Origin of the sequence: Pilosibacter rotomagensis, assembly GCF_045062245.2 — a bacterium.
Lineage (GTDB): Bacteria > Bacillota > Clostridia > Lachnospirales > Lachnospiraceae > Pilosibacter.
In genome coordinates this window covers 1323727-1341517 of the sequence record NZ_CM170323.1, presented here as the reverse complement: position 1 = coordinate 1341517, position 17791 = coordinate 1323727, and the positions used below count along the sequence as shown (strand labels likewise).

At 50.3% G+C, this 17791-nt stretch carries 15 protein-coding genes and 1 riboswitch; of the genes, 4 read left to right on the top strand and 11 right to left on the bottom strand.

Translation table 11 applies throughout. The features are described from left to right. Positions 1 to 177 precede the first annotated feature (177 nt). Positions 178 to 579, top strand: a complete 402-nt coding sequence (locus ACI3EW_RS05975; RefSeq protein ID WP_405579767.1) for a MerR family transcriptional regulator — start codon at positions 178 to 180, stop codon at positions 577 to 579. A 383-nt stretch (positions 580 to 962) separates the two neighbouring features. Here the strand turns inward: ACI3EW_RS05975 and fliB are convergent, their stop codons facing one another. The 10 genes from fliB to thiE form a co-directional block, all read right to left on the bottom strand. Then, a complete protein-coding gene (fliB, locus tag ACI3EW_RS05970) occupies positions 963 to 2138 on the bottom strand; it encodes a flagellin lysine-N-methylase (protein ID WP_405579764.1) in 1176 nt (391 codons plus the stop codon). Between the two features lie 73 nt (positions 2139 to 2211). Continuing rightward, positions 2212 to 2727, bottom strand: coding sequence for a hypothetical protein (locus ACI3EW_RS05965; protein ID WP_117552521.1), 516 nt, complete (start codon positions 2725 to 2727; stop codon positions 2212 to 2214). Between the two features lie 197 nt (positions 2728 to 2924). Then, positions 2925 to 3461 carry a methylated-DNA--[protein]-cysteine S-methyltransferase gene (locus ACI3EW_RS05960; protein ID WP_117485375.1) on the bottom strand — a complete coding sequence of 179 codons (537 nt, stop codon included), beginning with the start codon at positions 3459 to 3461 and terminating at the stop codon, positions 2925 to 2927. A gap of 54 nt (positions 3462 to 3515) precedes the next feature. After that, on the bottom strand, positions 3516 to 4736 hold the full coding sequence (locus tag ACI3EW_RS05955) for an MFS transporter (protein WP_118728562.1): 1221 nt from the start codon (positions 4734 to 4736) through the stop codon (positions 3516 to 3518). Positions 4737 to 5297: 561 nt separating this feature from the next. Further along, on the bottom strand, positions 5298 to 6383 hold the full coding sequence (locus ACI3EW_RS05950) for an ABC transporter substrate-binding protein (RefSeq protein WP_243037171.1): 1086 nt from the start codon (positions 6381 to 6383) through the stop codon (positions 5298 to 5300). A 73-nt stretch (positions 6384 to 6456) separates the two neighbouring features. Further along, a complete protein-coding gene (locus tag ACI3EW_RS05945) occupies positions 6457 to 7197 on the bottom strand; it encodes an ABC transporter permease (RefSeq protein WP_117485407.1) in 741 nt (246 codons plus the stop codon). Positions 7198 to 7265: 68 nt separating this feature from the next. Next, positions 7266 to 8018 carry an ABC transporter ATP-binding protein gene (locus ACI3EW_RS05940; protein WP_405579758.1) on the bottom strand — a complete coding sequence of 251 codons (753 nt, stop codon included), beginning with the start codon at positions 8016 to 8018 and terminating at the stop codon, positions 7266 to 7268. 1 nt (position 8019) lies between these two features. Further along, on the bottom strand, positions 8020 to 8682 hold the full coding sequence (tenA, locus tag ACI3EW_RS05935) for a thiaminase II (RefSeq protein ID WP_405579755.1): 663 nt from the start codon (positions 8680 to 8682) through the stop codon (positions 8020 to 8022). Further along, a complete protein-coding gene (thiD, locus tag ACI3EW_RS05930) occupies positions 8679 to 9488 on the bottom strand; it encodes a bifunctional hydroxymethylpyrimidine kinase/phosphomethylpyrimidine kinase (RefSeq protein ID WP_405579820.1) in 810 nt (269 codons plus the stop codon). Before thiD ends, tenA begins: the two co-directional genes overlap by 4 nt. Positions 9489 to 9701: 213 nt before the next feature. Beyond that, positions 9702 to 10337: a thiamine phosphate synthase gene (gene thiE / locus ACI3EW_RS05925; protein WP_405579752.1), complete on the bottom strand. Its 636-nt coding sequence runs from the start codon at positions 10335 to 10337 to the stop codon at positions 9702 to 9704. A gap of 283 nt (positions 10338 to 10620) precedes the next feature. Next, a riboswitch (TPP riboswitch) is annotated at positions 10621 to 10728 on the bottom strand. A gap of 635 nt (positions 10729 to 11363) precedes the next feature. Between thiE and ACI3EW_RS05920 the strand changes: the two genes are divergently transcribed. The 3 genes from ACI3EW_RS05920 to ACI3EW_RS05910 all read left to right on the top strand — a co-directional run bounded on the left by ACI3EW_RS05920 (position 11364) and on the right by ACI3EW_RS05910 (position 14922). After that, the gene (locus tag ACI3EW_RS05920) at positions 11364 to 12464 is read left to right on the top strand and encodes a phosphate/phosphite/phosphonate ABC transporter substrate-binding protein (RefSeq protein WP_405579749.1); all 1101 of its coding nucleotides are present in this window, start codon (positions 11364 to 11366) and stop codon (positions 12462 to 12464) included. A 49-nt stretch (positions 12465 to 12513) separates the two neighbouring features. Beyond that, positions 12514 to 13272 (top strand): phosphonate ABC transporter ATP-binding protein, encoded by a 759-nt coding sequence (gene phnC, locus ACI3EW_RS05915; protein WP_405579746.1) that lies wholly within the window; start codon positions 12514 to 12516, stop codon positions 13270 to 13272. An 87-nt stretch (positions 13273 to 13359) separates the two neighbouring features. Further along, a complete protein-coding gene (locus ACI3EW_RS05910; protein WP_405579744.1) occupies positions 13360 to 14922 on the top strand; it encodes a PhnE/PtxC family ABC transporter permease in 1563 nt (520 codons plus the stop codon). A gap of 252 nt (positions 14923 to 15174) precedes the next feature. On the opposite strand, the gene ACI3EW_RS05905 is transcribed toward ACI3EW_RS05910, so the two are convergent. After that, positions 15175 to 17784 carry an S-layer homology domain-containing protein gene (locus tag ACI3EW_RS05905; RefSeq protein ID WP_405579741.1) on the bottom strand — a complete coding sequence of 870 codons (2610 nt, stop codon included), beginning with the start codon at positions 17782 to 17784 and terminating at the stop codon, positions 15175 to 15177. Positions 17785 to 17791: the final 7 nt, after the last annotated feature.

Sequence of the window (17791 nt, the reverse complement as noted above, 5' to 3'; positions counted from 1 at the left end):
ACACTCATCTTTCGTAACCTGATATATTCCATTTGTTCTCCCCCTGCCTGTTGATTCATTTTTTTCATCATGCTATAATCCTACCAGCCGGTAGCTGCTACCGGTCAAGGACTTTTTGAGATCCAAGCTGTTAAATTCAGCATTTTGAATTTAATTTTATGTTTTTAGGAGAATGTTATGTATTCCATGAAAGAGGCCTGCAAATTAACCGATATGACCTACGAAAATTTGAATTTTTATTGCAACGAAGGACTTGTTCCCAATGTAAAAAGGGATAAAAGAAATTACCGGATGTTTGATAATCACGATATTAAATGGATCCAGAGTTTAAACTGCCTGAAAAATTGCGGTATGAGCATTGCTGAAATGAAAGAGTATCTCGCACTTTGCCTTGAAGGAGAAAAGTCTATTCCAACGCGAAAAATTATTCTGCAAAATAAAAGAGAAGCTCTGCTTCAGTCTATCGAAAAATTGCAGCAGGCTGTCGCATTTATTGACTGGAAGCAGAGCTTCTATGATAAAGTCTTGTCTGGGGAAATGAAGTATTATAGTAATTTACTGCCTGAATTAAGAGAATAACCCCTCGCTTTCAGCTCAGTCAATTCCCAGCGCCGATGAGTCACCGGGCACAGGCGCGCCTGGATCCCGGGAGCTGGCTTCCTCTTGGCTCGCAGGAAAATGCGTTGGAAGACAGGGAACACTTGTCTGAGTGTCAGCGAGTTGTGTTCCCTGTTCTCCGTCCTTAGCATTTTTCTGCAAGCTTAGAGGAACCCTTCCGGAATCCCACTAAGCGTCTGCGCCCGGAGACTCATTGGCGCGTACCTCTTGCAAAAAATGTATAAAGAAAGCAAACTCGTTTCCTTAATATTGAAATCCCCCAAAAACAAAATCATTCAGAACCAGATCAAAATGCAGCGATATGTCCGGCTCCGATCACACGAAAAGACCGGATGAAATCATCTCTATTCCTCCTCCAACATACATCCTTCCGGCGCATACATCCCAAACAGCCAGTCCTCCAGCACATTCAGGTTATCATCGGAGTGCTCGATCTCCCTCGCGTACCGCCAGGAGATCTCCTCCACATCCTGCATGGACAGCTTCTTCCCGTTTTTCAGCCACCGGACGATCAAAAATTCCTGGATCCAGCGGACAGAGAACAGCGCCAGCTCCATCTTGGAACAGACCATATTGTCATAGACTGCCCCGCAGAAATATGTATAGACAAAGAACATCAAAAGCTGTTCGCCCAGATTTTCCCACTCTTCTTTATGGCTGCTCAGCGCCCCGTACATCCGGTGAAATTCCTCGCAGATCTTAAAATATTCCTCTTTGCTTCCCTGATACAGCCGCTTTTCCGCTCCATCAAGCACCTGATCCCACTCCGGACGCAGACGTTCCAGACCATAAAGCACCTGAAGTTCTTCCTTCTGCCACTCCCACTGATGAAAAGATGCCGCATCCACGCCCTTTTCTGAGAGACTTTCCGATATAAACTCCCGCAAGGTTCCCTCCCTGTGATGGCGTTCGCATTCCTGAAGCAGATCATCGATCTCAAACTCTCTTCCTTCCTCCATACAGATCTGGTATCTCTCCGCCAGCTGCTCGCACGCTGCCATACGCAGTGTCAACGGCAGATTTCGATCCTGTAAAACAGAGAAAAGAACATCTCTGGTGTCTTCCAGTCTCGAAAACATCATAAAATCAAACTCGTCAAAACCATCCTCCTCGTCCGTCTCCTCCTCAAGAAACCGGACCGGCTCCTTGCAGGAAAGAATGATCTTCGCCGCCTCCGGGCAGGAAAGGGACAGGGATAATTCCCTGAGTCCCTCAAATTCCTCCGTGTGTCTCGGATAAAGGCGGCAGGTATCGCAGAGCGCGTCCGGTCCCAGTGCCTTATAGAGATCACACAGATTCTCATCATTCAAAAATGCGCACCGCCGTTCATTCTGGCAAAAGCAGTCCTCTTTCCAGTTGATCAAATTATGCAGGCGTTTTCCAAACTCCCCCTGCACATTTTTATACTTCTCCAGAGAAGCATCATCGATCATAATCTGCCATCCCGCACAGCAGGTATCCGGGCAGTCTCCGGCCGTACAGACAAATTTATCGTAAAAATGTGGTTTCAAATATCGCATCGTTTATTTTCCTTTCTGAATCACATAACTCTCCAACTGCAGCTTTTCTTCCGGCGCATATCTGCATCTGCCGTTAATGATATTCCCTGTAATAATCATCCGGATCTCCGTATTTTAAAACAGCTTCCTGCTGTTCTTCATCACTCAGACTCCTCATAAACAGCCAGTTTTCCTCATACATATAATGCGGATACCGAAATCTCGTTCTCACAAATGTATTCGTTACATACAGGGCAATGTGTTCATCATACTGTTCCACTTTCTGCTCAAATCCAAGACTGTAAAGAAACCAGTTCCATGCAAAAAACAGGAACAGAAAAACCGCCGCCACGATCACCGGTATCCTGATAATTCTTCTCATCCAGCCGTCGAATTTCTTTCTGTTCCACGCCAGCAAAAAAAATGTCCCCGCTGTCAGCACGATCTGCCAGAACACGCAGAGCCCAAGTGCAATGGCGATCGCCCTGTCAGGGATATAATACCAGCCATCACGCAGCCATTTTTCGCCTGAAAAAAAGAGAATTGTGACCACGCCAATCACACCTGCTGCAGCCAGCAGTATATAGAGCCATTTTTTCTGTATTTTCATGCCGCACCTCAACGCAATCTAAATTCTTCCGCTACCATAATATCATAAAAAACAAGTGTAATGCAAAATTTTCACATTTCTACACTACACCCGTCATTTCGTATGTTACTGTTCGCGCCTTGCGCAAACAGTAACTGTATATTTTGCTCACAGCTCAGAAGACGAAACCATACACGTGAACATCCAGCACTTCTCAACTACAGCGCCGTCCCTCTCTTCGGCACAAACATCCCGGACATGTCTGTCTGTTCCAGTTTCAAAAGCCCGATCTTCTTCTCAATTCCGCCCGCATACCCGGTAAGGCTCCCGTTTGTTCCGACCACCCGGTGGCATGGAATCAGGATCGAGATCGGATTGTGGCCGACTGCGCCTCCGACGGCCTGAGCGGACATGTGCTTTTTTCCTGTCATCTCAGCAATTTTTCTGCCGATTTCTCCGTAAGTCATCGTCTTCCCGTATGGGATCGTAAGCAGGAGCTTCCAGACCTCTTTCCGGAATTCTGATCCGTCCGGCGCCAGCGGCGGAAGAAACTCCGGATCTTTTCCTGCGAAATAAAGATCCAGCCACTCTCTCGTCCTCTTCAAGACAGGAGTTTCCTTCTCCTCTGTCCCGTTCTCTTTTAACCCGGAAGCAAAATACTTCTGCCCCTCAAACCAGACTCCCTTTAACGCTTCTTCATCCGCCGCCAGATAAAGGATTCCAAGCGGTGAATCATAGTGCGATACAAAAATCATATTCTGTTTCTCCTTAAATTTATCATATCCGCCAGCTATTTTGTGTCTTCTTTATCACGCTCTCTTTCCAAGCCACACAGCCACCCCGAAATGCACCAGGCAGACCGCTGCTCCCAATACAAACACCCACTCCGGACCGACAAACTTCCAGACAGCGCCTAAAAGCCCGGAGACCGTCACTGCCAGCACATGATCCACACTGAGCCCAAACGACAGGTTCTCCATCACGTCCGCCGGAGAATCGCTGAGTTTTTTCATCAACATCACATGGACCGCGTTAAAATGATCTGCGATCATAATAAAAATATATGCCGTGAACGCAAAGATCTGCTCCACTCTCCCCGTAAACACACCTGACGTGATCCCATGGACTGCCCAGGCCGCATACAGAAAGATCGCCCCGATCGTCACACTCTCCAGAACAAGTCCCTTTTTCACACCATACCGGTCAAGAAATTTTCCGATCTGCGGAGCAATCATACTGCTGCCAAAATGCGCCGCGATTCCAAGAAGCGCCACCGTATCTGCCCCCATCGCAAGAAGCTCGATAATGATCCACGGTGCAAACACCAGACGCATCCGTTTCTGGAAACCATAAACACCCGTAACGATATAATAAGGAATGTATTTCTTCTTAAGCGGCAGTCCTTTTTTCTTCTCATCATGCTTCCGCACATCAAGGGCCGGAACCTCTCTTCTCAGTCTCCACAGGAAGAATAACGCCGCCGCAACGACTACAAGTGACACGCAGAACGACGGAACGATCGATCTGTCCGCCCGGAACCAGAACGCCCCGTACCGGAACCCGATAAATACAAGCAGCGATGCCGCCATGGACCCCATCGTCGCATATCCCCGGTATTTTCCGAGAAACGTTCCCGTCTTCCCCTCATCCGCGAGATCCATCGCGATCGCGTCCCGGACCGGCATGACAATATGATCCCCGAGAGAATAGGTAAACACAAACAGCTGCATTAAGAGATATCCCGGAGATAAAAGTCCAAGGACAAACATTCCCACCGCGTACAGGCAGAAACTGATCATCGCTAACGTCAGATTTCCACATCCCGACAGCGCCGTGATCACAAACACTCCCACAACTCCCGGCAGCTCCCTCGGGATCTCCAAAAGCCCTCTCTGCACCGAGTCCACCTGATACACGCCCTTAAAATAGTTCGAGATAATACTGCCGCCAAATCCGTTCGCAAACGTAAACAGGACGAAAGCGATCAAAAACAGCCGCCTTGCCCTCTCCTTCTTCATCTGTTCCGCCATAACCTTCCTCCCATTTAATCTCGTCAATATCCAGCACAGGACTGCCTCTGGACGCGATGCCTGATTTTCAAAAAACGAAACAGTACAGTTTTCCTCCATCCAGACATCTCTTTTTTCTTCGAAAAAACGTTATCTAACCTCAATTATAATACATATCTTTCATATGAACAAGCGTTCTTTCCCACAGTAACAACCAGATCATACATCCTCCAGGTCTATCCTTACGCCTCCAATCCCCAGCGCAGGTCAGCCTCCGGAACCGGGTGCCTGATTTACAGGCCTGGCTTCCTCTTGGCTCGCAGGAAAATGCGTTGGAGGAAATGGGGCGCTTGTCTGAGCGAAGCGAGTTGCGTCCCATTTTCTCCGCCCTTAGCATTTTTCTGCAAGCATAGAGGAACCGCCTGGAAATCGACAGCACCAGGAGCCGGAAGCTGACCTGCGCGTACTTCCGCCAAGTTGACCCAATCTCTCTTTTCCTGACTCAGACCATAAAAATACCGGAACAGCAGTCTCCCCGCCATCCCGGTATTTCTCAATTCCTATAAGATTTCCCCAAGGAACCTACTCCCCGAGGTCCACCATCACATCAGAAACCTCAACCTTCTGATCGATCAGTCCACTCTCAAGCATCCAGTCGATGTTCTCCTGCCAGCACTCTTCCGTCTGTGTCAGGAACGGAACATCCTCCGTCTCCATAAGCGGCAGCAGAGTCTCACAGGATTTCTCCTCAACGCTCTGTGTCAGCGGGAAATTCTCCTCATTCTGGTTGTTCATGAGGATCGCGAGGCAGCCGTCCGGATCCTTCTTAAAGTCCTCAAAGCCCTTTGCAGATGCACGTAAAAAGCCCTTTAAGACCTCCGGCTCACTCTCGATCATCTCATTATTTGCGAGGAACACTTCCTCATAATAATTCGGAATGCCATATCCGTTTGCCATGAAATAATTGACATCAAAGCCCTCTTCCTCCAGCTGCGGAACCTCATGGTTCACAAGGCAGCCGATGGTGGCATCCACGTTTCCGGTAGTCATGGAGCTCATCAGGTCAAATCCAACGTCGATCAGATTTACATCTGACGCGTCCGCGCCCACATACTCCATCATGGTCTTCACAATAGACTCACTGAGAGCTGTTCCGCCGTATCCAACTGTCTTTCCGACAAGATCGGACGGGCTTGTAATATTCTTATCCTTTAAAGAAAGTACAATGCTCAACGGAGACTGCACGATCGCACCGATGGACTTGATCTTCGTTCCCTGATTTGCAACCGCCTGGATCACATCCTGCTGATAATACATTCCGATCTCCGCCTTGCCGGCAGCGACAAGTGCCAGAGCATCATTCGCATTCGCCGGGAAGCGGACCTTCACATCAAGCCCCTCTTCCGCATAATATCCGCGCTCGATGGCAGTGTAGATAAAGGTGTGGATCGCGTTCGGATACCAGTCCAATACCACGTTGACCTCACGGAGATCCTTTTTCTCATCAGAAGCAGCCGCTGTCTCTGCCACGCTGCTGTTTTCCGCTGAAGCGGCTGCCGCTGCCGTCGTTTCCGCTGTCTTTGTCTCACTCTTACCGCATCCTGCAAGTACTGTCATACTGAAAGCCGCAGCCATCACCGCTGCAGCGATTCTCATTCCTTTTTTCATGTCATTTCCTTTCGTTATCAAAATAATTTGTCCTGCTCTTTCACTGGTCATCCAGAATTTCATGTTGTGTTTTCTACTCATTTCTCCAGTGAATGATCCGTTTTTCAAGCAGTGTGACCACCCAGACAGCCGCCATCGCTGCCACCGATAACAATAAGATCGGTGCGAACACTCCGGCTCCATCAAGCTGTGTCATCATCCTCCTGCTGAAGTATCCAAGTCCGCTCTGAGCTCCCAGCCATTCACCGATGGCCGCTCCGATGATCGATAACGGAACCGCCATCTTGATCGCTGAGAAAAAGCAGGGCAGGACAGCCGGAACCTTTAACTTCATAAAAATCTGGCGTTTATCCGCGCCAAAGGTAAACAAGAGTTCTTCCATCTCCGTCTTCACCGACTTAAATCCGTCGAATACCGTGATCGTGATCGGGAAAAATGTGATCAGCACCGTCACAAGCACCTTGCTCCAGATCGTATATCCGAACCAGAGTACAAAAAGCGGTGCCAGAGCTGTCGTCGGGATCGTCTGGGACGCGATGATAAGCGGATAAAGTGCCTTTTCCGCTGTCTCGCTGGCATCCATCAGAACGGCCAGACCAAGGCCAAGAATAATGGAGATCAGAAGTCCGATCCCCACCACCGACATCGTTGCCGGAAGGTGTGCCTTAAATAACGGACCTCTAAGCTCCCAGAGCCGTACCACCACCTGGGTCGGTGACGGCAGGATATATGCCGCGTCGATTCCCATAGCCGCCGCCTGCCAGAAGATCAGCAGAGCTGCCACCAGAATCGCCGCCGGAAGGTTTGTACTCAGAAAATTATGGGTCTGTCCGTGCGAAGCCCCGGAAGGAACCCGCGCATGATCCTTCTTCATCTTTTTACTCATGACGTCTCCTTCCTCAGCATACCGATCAGCTCCTCCTTCAAGGACAGGATCTCCGGTTTCCGAAGCTCGTCCCTGGATCTCGGATATTCTGCCGGAACATCAATGGACCGCAGATGGGTGATCGGTGATTCCTCTACAACCAGGATCCGGCTGGACAAAAAGACCGCTTCCTCCACATCGTGCGTGATAAAAAGGACTGTCTTTTTCTCCCTCTCCCACTGCTCTAAAAGCCATTCCCGCATGGAGATCCTCGTCAGGTAATCGAGGGCTGAAAATGGCTCATCGAGGAGCAGAAGGTCGGAACCCGTGAGCACCGTTCTCGCAAACGCCGCTCTCTGACGCATGCCGCCGGAAAGCTCCTTCGGCATCTTGTCACCCCAGTCCTTAAGACCAACAGATTCGAGCGCCGCGTCCGCTTTCTCTCTCATCTCCATTTTCGAATATCCGCCCCGGATCTCCATCGGCAGCAGGAGATTCTCCCTCACGGTCCGCCATGGAAATAAAAGATCCTGCTGCGGCATGTATCCACAGTAGTTTCTCTTCCTCTCAATGGACTCTCCGTCCACCAGAATCTCGCCGGAAGCCGGCAGAAGGAGCTTGTTCACAAGCCGGAAGATCGTACTCTTACCACAGCCGGAAGCGCCGATGACGGACACGAATTCCCCGTCCTGTACATCGAAGGAAAGGTGGTCAATGATGGAGAAATCTTCCACATCATATTGAAAGCTTACATTGTCAAATTTCAGCATCCTACTGCCTCATTTCCCATGCCATATCCCAGAATGCCGCCTCGTAGCGGGAGCATGCTGTAAAGATGTCCACGAGATGCTGTTTCCGCATTTCGGAATAGTCCTCCGTCAGGCGGTTCATCAGGTCTGCCAGCACCTCATTGTCCTCGTGGTAGGAATCGGACGCATATCCGCTGACCCATTCCCCATAGAACTCATGCTTATCTGCAGCCGGATACTCTGCAAGGATCTTCTTCGCGATAAACTCATAGCTCAACGCGCAGGAAAGGATTGCCGCCATGACCTCCGCCTCTCCTTCCTCGTAAGCGACACGAAGCATATAAGAGGTATAGGACAGATTATCAAGAGCGACCGGTGTCTGCTCCGCCTCCTCCTTCGCGATTCCAAGTCTCGTCATGTACGCGCGGTGGATATCCATCTCACCGTCCAGGATCGAATGGGTATAACCCGCGAACAGGCGCATAGCGTCGAGGTTTTTCGCCTTCGCCGTGCCGATGGAAAATACCTTTGTATAATCAAGAAGATACAGATAATCCTGTATCATATAATATTTGAATTTTTCATGATCCAGACTGCCGTCCGCGATTCCCTTTACAAAAGGCGTTTCGTTATAGCCGGCCCAGATCTCCTTTGTTGCCTCTAAAAGGCGTTCTGTCATCGTCATACCTGTTCCTCCGCAAATCCTTTTCCGCGAAAATCAAATCCGTGATCCATCGGTCCGGATCCATGTCCGAGATCCAGCATGGCTGCCAGCGCTCCGGAGATGTAAGCCTTTGCGCGCTCCACCGCCGTATCGAGGTCATAGCCCTTCGCCAGATTGGAGGCGATGGCACTCGATAAGGTGCAGCCGGTTCCGTGGGTGTTCGGGTTGTCGATACGCTTACCGTTGAACCAGCGGTAGCTGCCGTCGCGGTATAACAGGTCGTTGGCATCATTCAACTGATGACCGCCCTTACAGAGGACCGCGCAGTGATAGGTCTCACTGATCTGTTTTGCCGCCGCGATCATGTCCTCGGCGGACTTTACTTCCATCCCTGATAAAACCTCTGTCTCCGGGATATTCGGGGTCAGGACTGCCGCCATCGGAAACAGGTATTCTTTTAATGTGCCGATGGCATCGTCGCTGATCAGCTTTGATCCGCTTGTCGCCACCATGACCGAGTCCACAACGATATTTTCTGCTTTGTGTTCATGAAGCTTCTTTGCGATGGACTTGATCAGTCCCGCAGAAGAAACCATTCCAATCTTTACCGCGTCCGGACGGATGTCCGTAAATACGCTGTCAATCTCCTGTTCCAGGAATTCCGGTGTTACCTCGAAAATCCCCTGGACGCCGGTCGTGTTCTGGGCCGTCAGTGCTGTGATCGCGCTCATTCCGTATACTCCGTTTGCGATCATCGTCTTTAAATCGGCCTGGATGCCGGCGCCTCCGCTGGAATCGCTTCCAGCGATCGTTAATGCTGTCTTCATCATAAAAACTCCTTTCAGGCATCAATAACTTTTTATTAGGCGACGCAAGGTGGTGCCCCCAATGTGCCGCCGCGGAAATGTTTTCCGCTTGATCTATTCCAAAACCCAGAGGGAAAATTGCTGCTCTGTGAATTTAGAATTCATATTTTCAGGCAAGTAGTATTTTTCTTCTGGCTTATTGGCTTGTTTGAATGTAGTGTTTAAAAAATTATATTATAAGATTTCTCTTACCGCCTCTTTCAGTTCTCGTGTCGCCTTCTCAATATCCTCTGCCGCAAAGATCGCGCTGACGACTGCGACGCCATCCACACCGGTTCCCTTAAGGGGCTCCAGGCGGTCCTTATTGATCCCGCCGATGGCGACTACCGGGATATCCACCGCCTGACAGATCGCAGAAAGCGCCTCCGGTGTCACCGCTGTGGCGTCCTTTTTTGTTCCTGTCGGATACATCGCTCCGACGCCGAGGTAATCCGCCCCGTGCTTTTTCGCGAGAAGCGCCTGCTCCACATTCTTACAGGAAACACCGATGATCTTATCCGGTCCCAGCTTTTCTCTCACTTTTCCCGCTTCCATATCGCTCTGTCCCACATGAACGCCGTCCGCGTCCACCTTAAGGGCGATATCCACGTTGTCGTTGATCACAAAGGGAACATGATATTCGGCACAAAGCTTTTTGATCTTCTTCGCCTCTTCTAAAAACATCTCCTCATCCAGCTCTTTTTCCCTCAGCTGAACAAAGGTTGCTCCGCCCTTTAAAGCCTTTTCCACCTGGCTCTCCAGAGTCTCACCATTTAACCACGCGCGGTCTGTCACCGCGTAGAGCAGCATATCTTCCGGTCTGCAGTTCATATCTTCTACCTCCTACAATACATGAAACGCGCCTCGCACATTCCCGCTCCTCGCGCGGCCGCTTGCGACGATCTACATCTTCGCGCGAGTGCACAGCATTGGCACGTCAGTACCTTTTGTGTAATAGGGAATTCCCCGGAATTTCCTGTAATAACAAGTGAAAACACGCTTCGCGAGTTTCCCCTTGTTATCGCGACAGTCGCCAAGGTCTCGCGCAAGCGCGGACTTTGGCTCGTTGTTCGCGTAAAAAAAGGAGACACCCGCAGGTATCTCCACTTCTACTCTTTCTCTTCAGCAGCTTCCTACGTTGGCATGATCCAAATCAGGTATACGGGTCTTGGCGATGCAGCCAACTCTCAGCCTGATCCGTCAGGCTCCCCGGTCTGTTTATTTTCTTTTTTCTGACAAGATTTACTATATACTTTCCGAGCGGAAAAGTCAAGTTTGCACCCGGTTTCGTACATGATTTCAAGACTGCGGACTTTGCATGGATCCATCGATATTTTTCATGTATTCCATGCAGCCTGCTTACAGCCTTGTGTTCCCCGCCCATCGCTTTTTCCCGGCGGCCTTTCAGAAATTTCCTCTCTTGCCTTTTTCCATCTCCTGTGCTACAATCCAAATCGGTTAACGGAATGCAGCATGAGGGGGAGCGCCCTGGTGCTGCGGTCAATTCAATTACTTGATGACGAAGACCAGATTGCGAGGGAGCCCGTGTTCCGGGCTGAGAGGATCCCAGAAAGGATCGACCGTCCCATGCCGCGGATCCATGTCCGCGGCTTGTCAGCATTCTGCCTGAAAGTCATTTTTACGGTATGCTGCAGAAGGCATGCCTTTTTCTTTATCCGCCTGCTTCTCCAGGATTCATGGCAGCTGAATGCGTTCTATTTCTTATTCGGAACGATCACGCTCTCACAGTGTCCTGACCATTAGCGGATATTGAAACTATTTCACCGTATTTCCCGGTGTCCCATTCTTTCAGCAGAAAATATATTCTGCCCTGACGGGCTATGGAGGTATTATATTATGAAAAAATTTGTTGTACCGGCTCTCTCCCTGGCACTCTGCCTCGGACTCACTGCAGGATGTTCTTCCAAAACGGACGCACCGGCTGCTTCCACAGGGGAGACCACAGCTGCCGCTTCTGCGGAAAGCACTTCTGAAGCAGCCGCTTCCGCAGAGACAAAATCCATCGATTCTTTAAAGATCGCTTTCTCCCCGTACGCGGACGCAGATACGATCACGACAGCAACAGAGCCGTTAGAGAACCTTTTAAAAGAGACACTGCTTGAAAAAGGCTACGATGTCAAAGACATCGACATGACCGTCGGAACAAGCTACACCGCTGTCGGTGAGGCACTGAGCGCAGGAAGCGCTGATATCGGATTTATCTCCGGAGGAAACTATGTCCTGTTCTCCGATGACTGCGACGTTCTCCTGACGGCTCTCCGCTACGCCATCAATAAGGACTCCGAAGATCCGAAGGAATGGAACGACGGCACCATCGAGGAAAACACAGACAAAATGAGCACATATTACCGCTCCATCATTCTCGCAGGACCGAGTGAAAAAGGTCAGGAGCTCTTAGCAAAAGTCAACAACGGCGAGGAACTTACCTGGGATGACTTAAACAGCGCCACCTGGGCAGTCATGGGACCAACCTCCGCGTCCGGCTACATTTATCCATCCTTATGGTTAAACGAGCGCTACGGAAAGACCATCGCTGACCTCGCGAATGCGGTCCAGTCCGATTCCTACACCACCTCCCTTGCCCGCCTCGCCTCCGGACAGGCAGACCTCATGGTCTCCTACGGCCATATCCGCACAAAATATGCGCCGGACTGGAAAGAGAAATTCGGCGGCACTGATGATATGGTAAAGCAGACAGGCATCATCGGCGTCACAGAGGGAATCTACAACGATATGATCGCATACAGCAAAACTTCCGAACTGATGCAGGATGCTGACTTCCGTCAGGCTCTCGGCGATTCCTTCATAGAGATCGCAGGAACTGATGAAGGCAAAGACATCATCAAAGTCTTCAGTCAGGTCGGCTACGAGTGGGGCGATGACGCGAACTATGACGGGGAACGCGCCGCACAGGAAATGTTAAAGTCTATGAACTAAACAGATCCCAATTTTTTACTGATTCATTATTTGTAAGGCAGGTATCTTCATGGAAATCGTTCTTCAGAACATTGGAAAACAATTTAAAAACGGGACACGCGCCCTGGACCATGTAACCTTTACCATCCCTCAGGGCGAGTTCGTCTCCGTGATCGGTCCGTCCGGAGCTGGAAAAACCACCCTGTTCCGGATCTTAAACGGCATGGAGACGCCGGGGGACGGGGCTGTCCTTTTTGATGGCAGCAACATATCGTCCATGTCCGGAACTGCCAGGAAGAATGTAAAGAGATCCATCGGCACCATCTATCAGGATTTCTGTCTCGTGGAAAATTCCACCTGCCTTGCAAATGTGCTCACTGCCTGTCTGCCGGATATGGGATTTTTCCCCGCTGTGTTCGGAATCTATGGAAAAAAGCGCCGGGCAGAAGCACTGAAATTTCTTGACCGCGTGGGACTCTTGGAAAAAGCAGAAGAACCGGTAAAAAATCTCTCCGGTGGTCAGAAACAGCGCGCCGCCATCGCGAGAGCCCTCATGCGTCATCCAAAAATCCTGCTGGCTGATGAGCCCGCCGCCTCCTTGGATCCGGTCACCGGGCGGCAGATCCTGACACTTTTAAAGGAGATTCAGGAAAAGGATGGCGTCACGATTCTTATGAACAGCCATAACCTTGAATTTTCTCAGGAGTTTTCCGACCGGATCATCGGGCTGAAGGACGGAAATGTAGTTTTTGATGGAACGCCATCGGAAATGAATGAGGAAATCCTGAGAAACATTTATCTCAGTCTCGAAGACGCCCACCTATCTTAGGTGATGAATAATAGAACTCTGCTATTTATGCATTTATCCATCCCAACGGATCCTTGCAGAGAAGCATTTCAGAGGAGGAAGCAACCCATGTACAGAAATCGAAAAAAATATATAAAACCTGCCGGCTGGATTCTCTTCCTTCTCTGCTTTTACGCCGCCGCGTCCTTCACCGGATGTGATCCGGCTCTTTTTATTTCAAGGAGCTCCCATCTTTCAGATCTGGCGGCCGACATGATGCGGCCGGATCTCTCCTTTTTTCCGAAGATCCTGCTGCCTCTCTTTTACACAGTCCAGATGTCCGTTACTGGTACCGTGACAGGATCCGCTCTGGCGCTGATCGTTTCCCCTTTCGGCGCTGTATCCCTGCATTTTCCGTCCTGGGCAAGGTGTTTGCTGCGTCTCCTGATCCAGGTACTCCGGTCTTTTCCGGCGCTGATCCTGGCGCTCGCCGCGACCTTTCTCTTCGGACTCGGAACCTTTGCTGGAACCTTCGCCATCACGCTCTACACCTTTGCGATCATGACAAAGCTCACCTACGAGGATGCGGAACATGCGGACATAGCCCCCTATCAGGCCCTTATCTCTATGGGCTGCGCCCGTTTCCCGGCATTTATCCATGCCGTCCTGCCGGAGATTTTGCCCGCGTTTCTGACAAACGCCCTGTACCTCTTTGAGACGAATGTGCGGCACAGCTCCATTCTCGGATACGTTGGGGCAGGCGGAATCGGTCTGATCTTAAATGAAAAGATCTCCTGGCGGGAGTTCCACAAGGTCGGAACGATCCTGCTGCTGCTCTTTCTCACCGTCTGTGTCATCGAGTACGCAAACCGGTATTTTACAGCTGTGATCCACAGCGGACAGATTACAGAACTTTTTTCAGGCAGCAAAGCCTTGTCTAAAAAAGCCTGTGTCTCTGGACGGATGATCCTTTTCGGTTTCACCGCCCTCTTCCTCTTCTGCCTCGCGGCCCAGACCCCGCCGGATTTATCAAGAACAAGTGCCGCGGCGTTAAAAAGTATGGCAGCCGGACTCACGCATCCGGACTGGACCTTCTTTTTCTCCACAGAGAAAGACGGGCTCGGCTATCTGCTTCTTGAGACCATCTGCATTGCCATTGTCGGAACAGCCATCGGTGCTTTCCTTGCCGCACCCCTTGCCTTTCTCAACACAAGACGCTTTGTCCCTGCTCCGACCGCTTTTTTCTTTAACCTGATCATCATGGCGATCCGGTCGATCCCGTTTCTGATCTATGGTCTGATCTTTATCCGGGTCTCCGGTCCCGGCGCCTTCACAGGTGTCCTGACGTTAGCCGTCTGCAGCATCGGACTTCTCACAAAGCGCTTCACCGAATGTCTGGAGACCATTGATCCCGGCCCGTACCGGGCGCTCCTCGCCATGGGTGTCCACCCGGTTCCAGCCGTCTGCCACAGCGTTCTCCCGCAGATCGCTCCGGCATTCTGCTCCGCCGTCCTCTACCGCTTTGACGTCAATATCCGTGAGGCGTCCGTTCTCGGACTCGTGGGCGCAGGCGGGATCGGCGCACCGCTTATCTTCGCGATGAACCAGTACGACTGGAATAAGGCTGGAGCGATCCTTTTGGGACTGATTCTGCTTGTGTGGGGTGTGGATATTCTGTCTTCACGCAGATAAAATAAATCCCTGCTCTTTCATCTCTTTTTAGAACTGTTTGCAGAAATTCCATCCTGCCCAGAAATATGCTTTCTACAACTGACGTCCAGCATGAACTACATAGATTTTATAAATAGTAAAAAGACCTTTTGACACAAAATAACAAACGATGTCAAAAGGTCTTTTATTCATTTTTTGACCCGGACACACAGGTCATCAGCCGCCTGTGCTCAGGTTCCACCTTTTACCGGATAGTCAGCCCGATGTATCGTCTCAGCTCGCCGGTTTCACCCATTCTGTCGCACCTGTCGACGCAGCAACAGGTTTCAGTCCCTGTTTTTCTACAAATTGATGGAGCATCTCCGCAGTCTCAGCGCGGGTAACCGTGCCCTTCAGATCAAGAAGATCGCTGCCGGCTGCCATGCCAACCTGTGTAATATCATGGCCCCTGACCTGTGCGTAGCGATAAAAGATCGATGCAAGCTGTTCACGCGTAACAGGATCATCCGGCCCAAATTTTTTGCCGTCAGAGTCTCCCATAATACCGTTTTGCTGCGCCCAGGTTACAGCATCGTAAAGCCCTACGGTACCGGGACCGTACTCAACATCCGTAAAGTGGTTCTTTCCCTCAACGGCAGGGCTGCCCGCCATACGGTAGAAGATCACCGCGATCTGGGCACGGGTGATATTAGTGTTCGGCGCAAATGTCACCGCACTGGCGCCGGACATCAATCCCTTCTCATGGACAAACATCACATCCTTATAAAACCGATCATTTCCATACACATCCGTAAATGGATTCGCCCCTGCGTGTGGATCGCTCTTTATCCACCCGGCGTAAACCGTCCTGTTTCCGATCATCCTGAGTTCCGTGATCTTCTGTGTCAATGCCTGATCGGAATACCAGCCGGTAAAATCATAGCCCTCGCGGGTCGGAATATGATCGGAAAGACTGACCGTCTTACCGTGGGTTCCCCAAATTGCACTTATGCCGCCGCCACCGTTCGCATGGAAGTTCAGCATATAGCTGGTGGTATCATCGCTGCTTCCGGAACTGCTGCTGTCCTTTTTCGGGGTCGTCGGGGCCGTTGGAACCGTGGGTGTCGTTGGAATCGTAGGTGTCGTCGGAACCGTAGGTGTCGTCGGAGTCGTAGGTGTCGTCGGGGTCGTAGGTGTCGTCGGGGTCGTAGGTGTCGTCGGAATCGCCGGATCCTTCGGGACAGCCTGTCCTGCCGCAATTCTGATACCACAGCCCTTACAATAGGTGTCCCCCGTATAGCCATCTGCACTGGCGGTGGCCTCAACTCTGCCGCGCACCTCGGTGCCGCCCGTGTGATGATCTGGATTCAGTTCCCCATAAGCTGCGCCGCAGACAGAACACACCGCCTGATCTTTGCAGGTGGCCATTCCGCCGGAGTGATCTTCCCTGATATCACTTGCATCACATTTAGAGCATTTCCTCCAATGTTTATCGGCATCGCTCTGCCATTCGCCCCATGCGTGAATACACACAACCGGATTTTCTGGCTCCGGTATCACGATCACAAGTCTCCAGCTGGCATAAAACACCACATTCTCCGTAACAGGAAAAATATCTCCCGGGCAGCCCGCTTTCTCTCCATCAGGATTATCCAGCGCCCAGTAATCAAGGATCGCTGATTGATATGTAAAACCAGACTCCGGAAGAACGTAATCCCCGGATATGCCTTCCACTGACTCCATACGTCCCGATGCTCTGCCTCCATCAAAAGAGACTGTGTAAGTTTCGCCCTTTACCTTCCAGTTTATCCATGCAGCTTCAAATTTGTCTTTATACGCGTCAGGAACATATATCGTCAGATTCTCCGGCCATGATTCACCGGGCAGATAAAATGCCAATGACAATTCTGCTTCATCCGGATCTTTCCAATGGGTGTGAACTTGCCCAAGTTGCGGGCATTTATGAAACGCGAAGGGCATCACATTTTTAACACTATTTGGAATATCAATCTGCCTGAGGGTGTTACAGTCATAAAAAGCGCCAGTCCCTATTGTTTTGACTGTTTTTGGAATTTGCACCTCACTGAGTCTTATGCATTTACTAAATGCATCTTTTCCAATCGTTGTCACTCCTTCCTCTATGATCACCTTGTCAATCTTAGACTTTTTGTCCTCCCAGGGACACCTTTTACCGGAACTACTATTATCAAAATCAGGCATTTCCCCTTTACCGGATATCGTAATGGTCTTATTGTCTCTGCTGATCGTCCATTTAATATCTGTGCCGAGGATAGGATTCTGGATGTCAGGAAACGGTCCATACAGCACAGCCGCAACCTTCAGATAGCGAGCGATATCAAGTACAACCGAGTCCTCAACGGAAAGTTGTATCATTGCGTCCTCAACAGCTTTAAACTGAAGCCTTACCTCCTCGATGTTATCGTTATTGATATCTGTTACGTCCGGCAAAGCATCGATCATATCCTGTGCGCGATCGATAGAAGAGACTTTCCTCGCATTGGACCGGGTGGCGATCGCTTTATTTTTCATAAGCGCTTTCGCTGTGATTGGAGTGCTTTCGCTGTCATATTGACAATTTAATTCTTTTGTGATGCAGCCGCTTTCCTCACTGCATACATGGCCGCATTCGGTGGGCTCCACCGCATCAGATGAGGTGGAGGCAGATTCCGTTATCTCCTTCTGCGGATAACATTCCAGCGTATGTTCATGGACACATTTTTCCATCCACGTATAACACTCCGGGGTATGTTTATGGCTGCCCGCTCCTTTTCTCATTTCTGCCGCCAATACAGGCACAGAAACTAAAGAAAGCATCGTACAGATGCAGAGCAGCGCCGCATAGATCCGTTCTCTTTGTTTCTTTTGTTTTTCTGGCTTTCTCATTGATTTT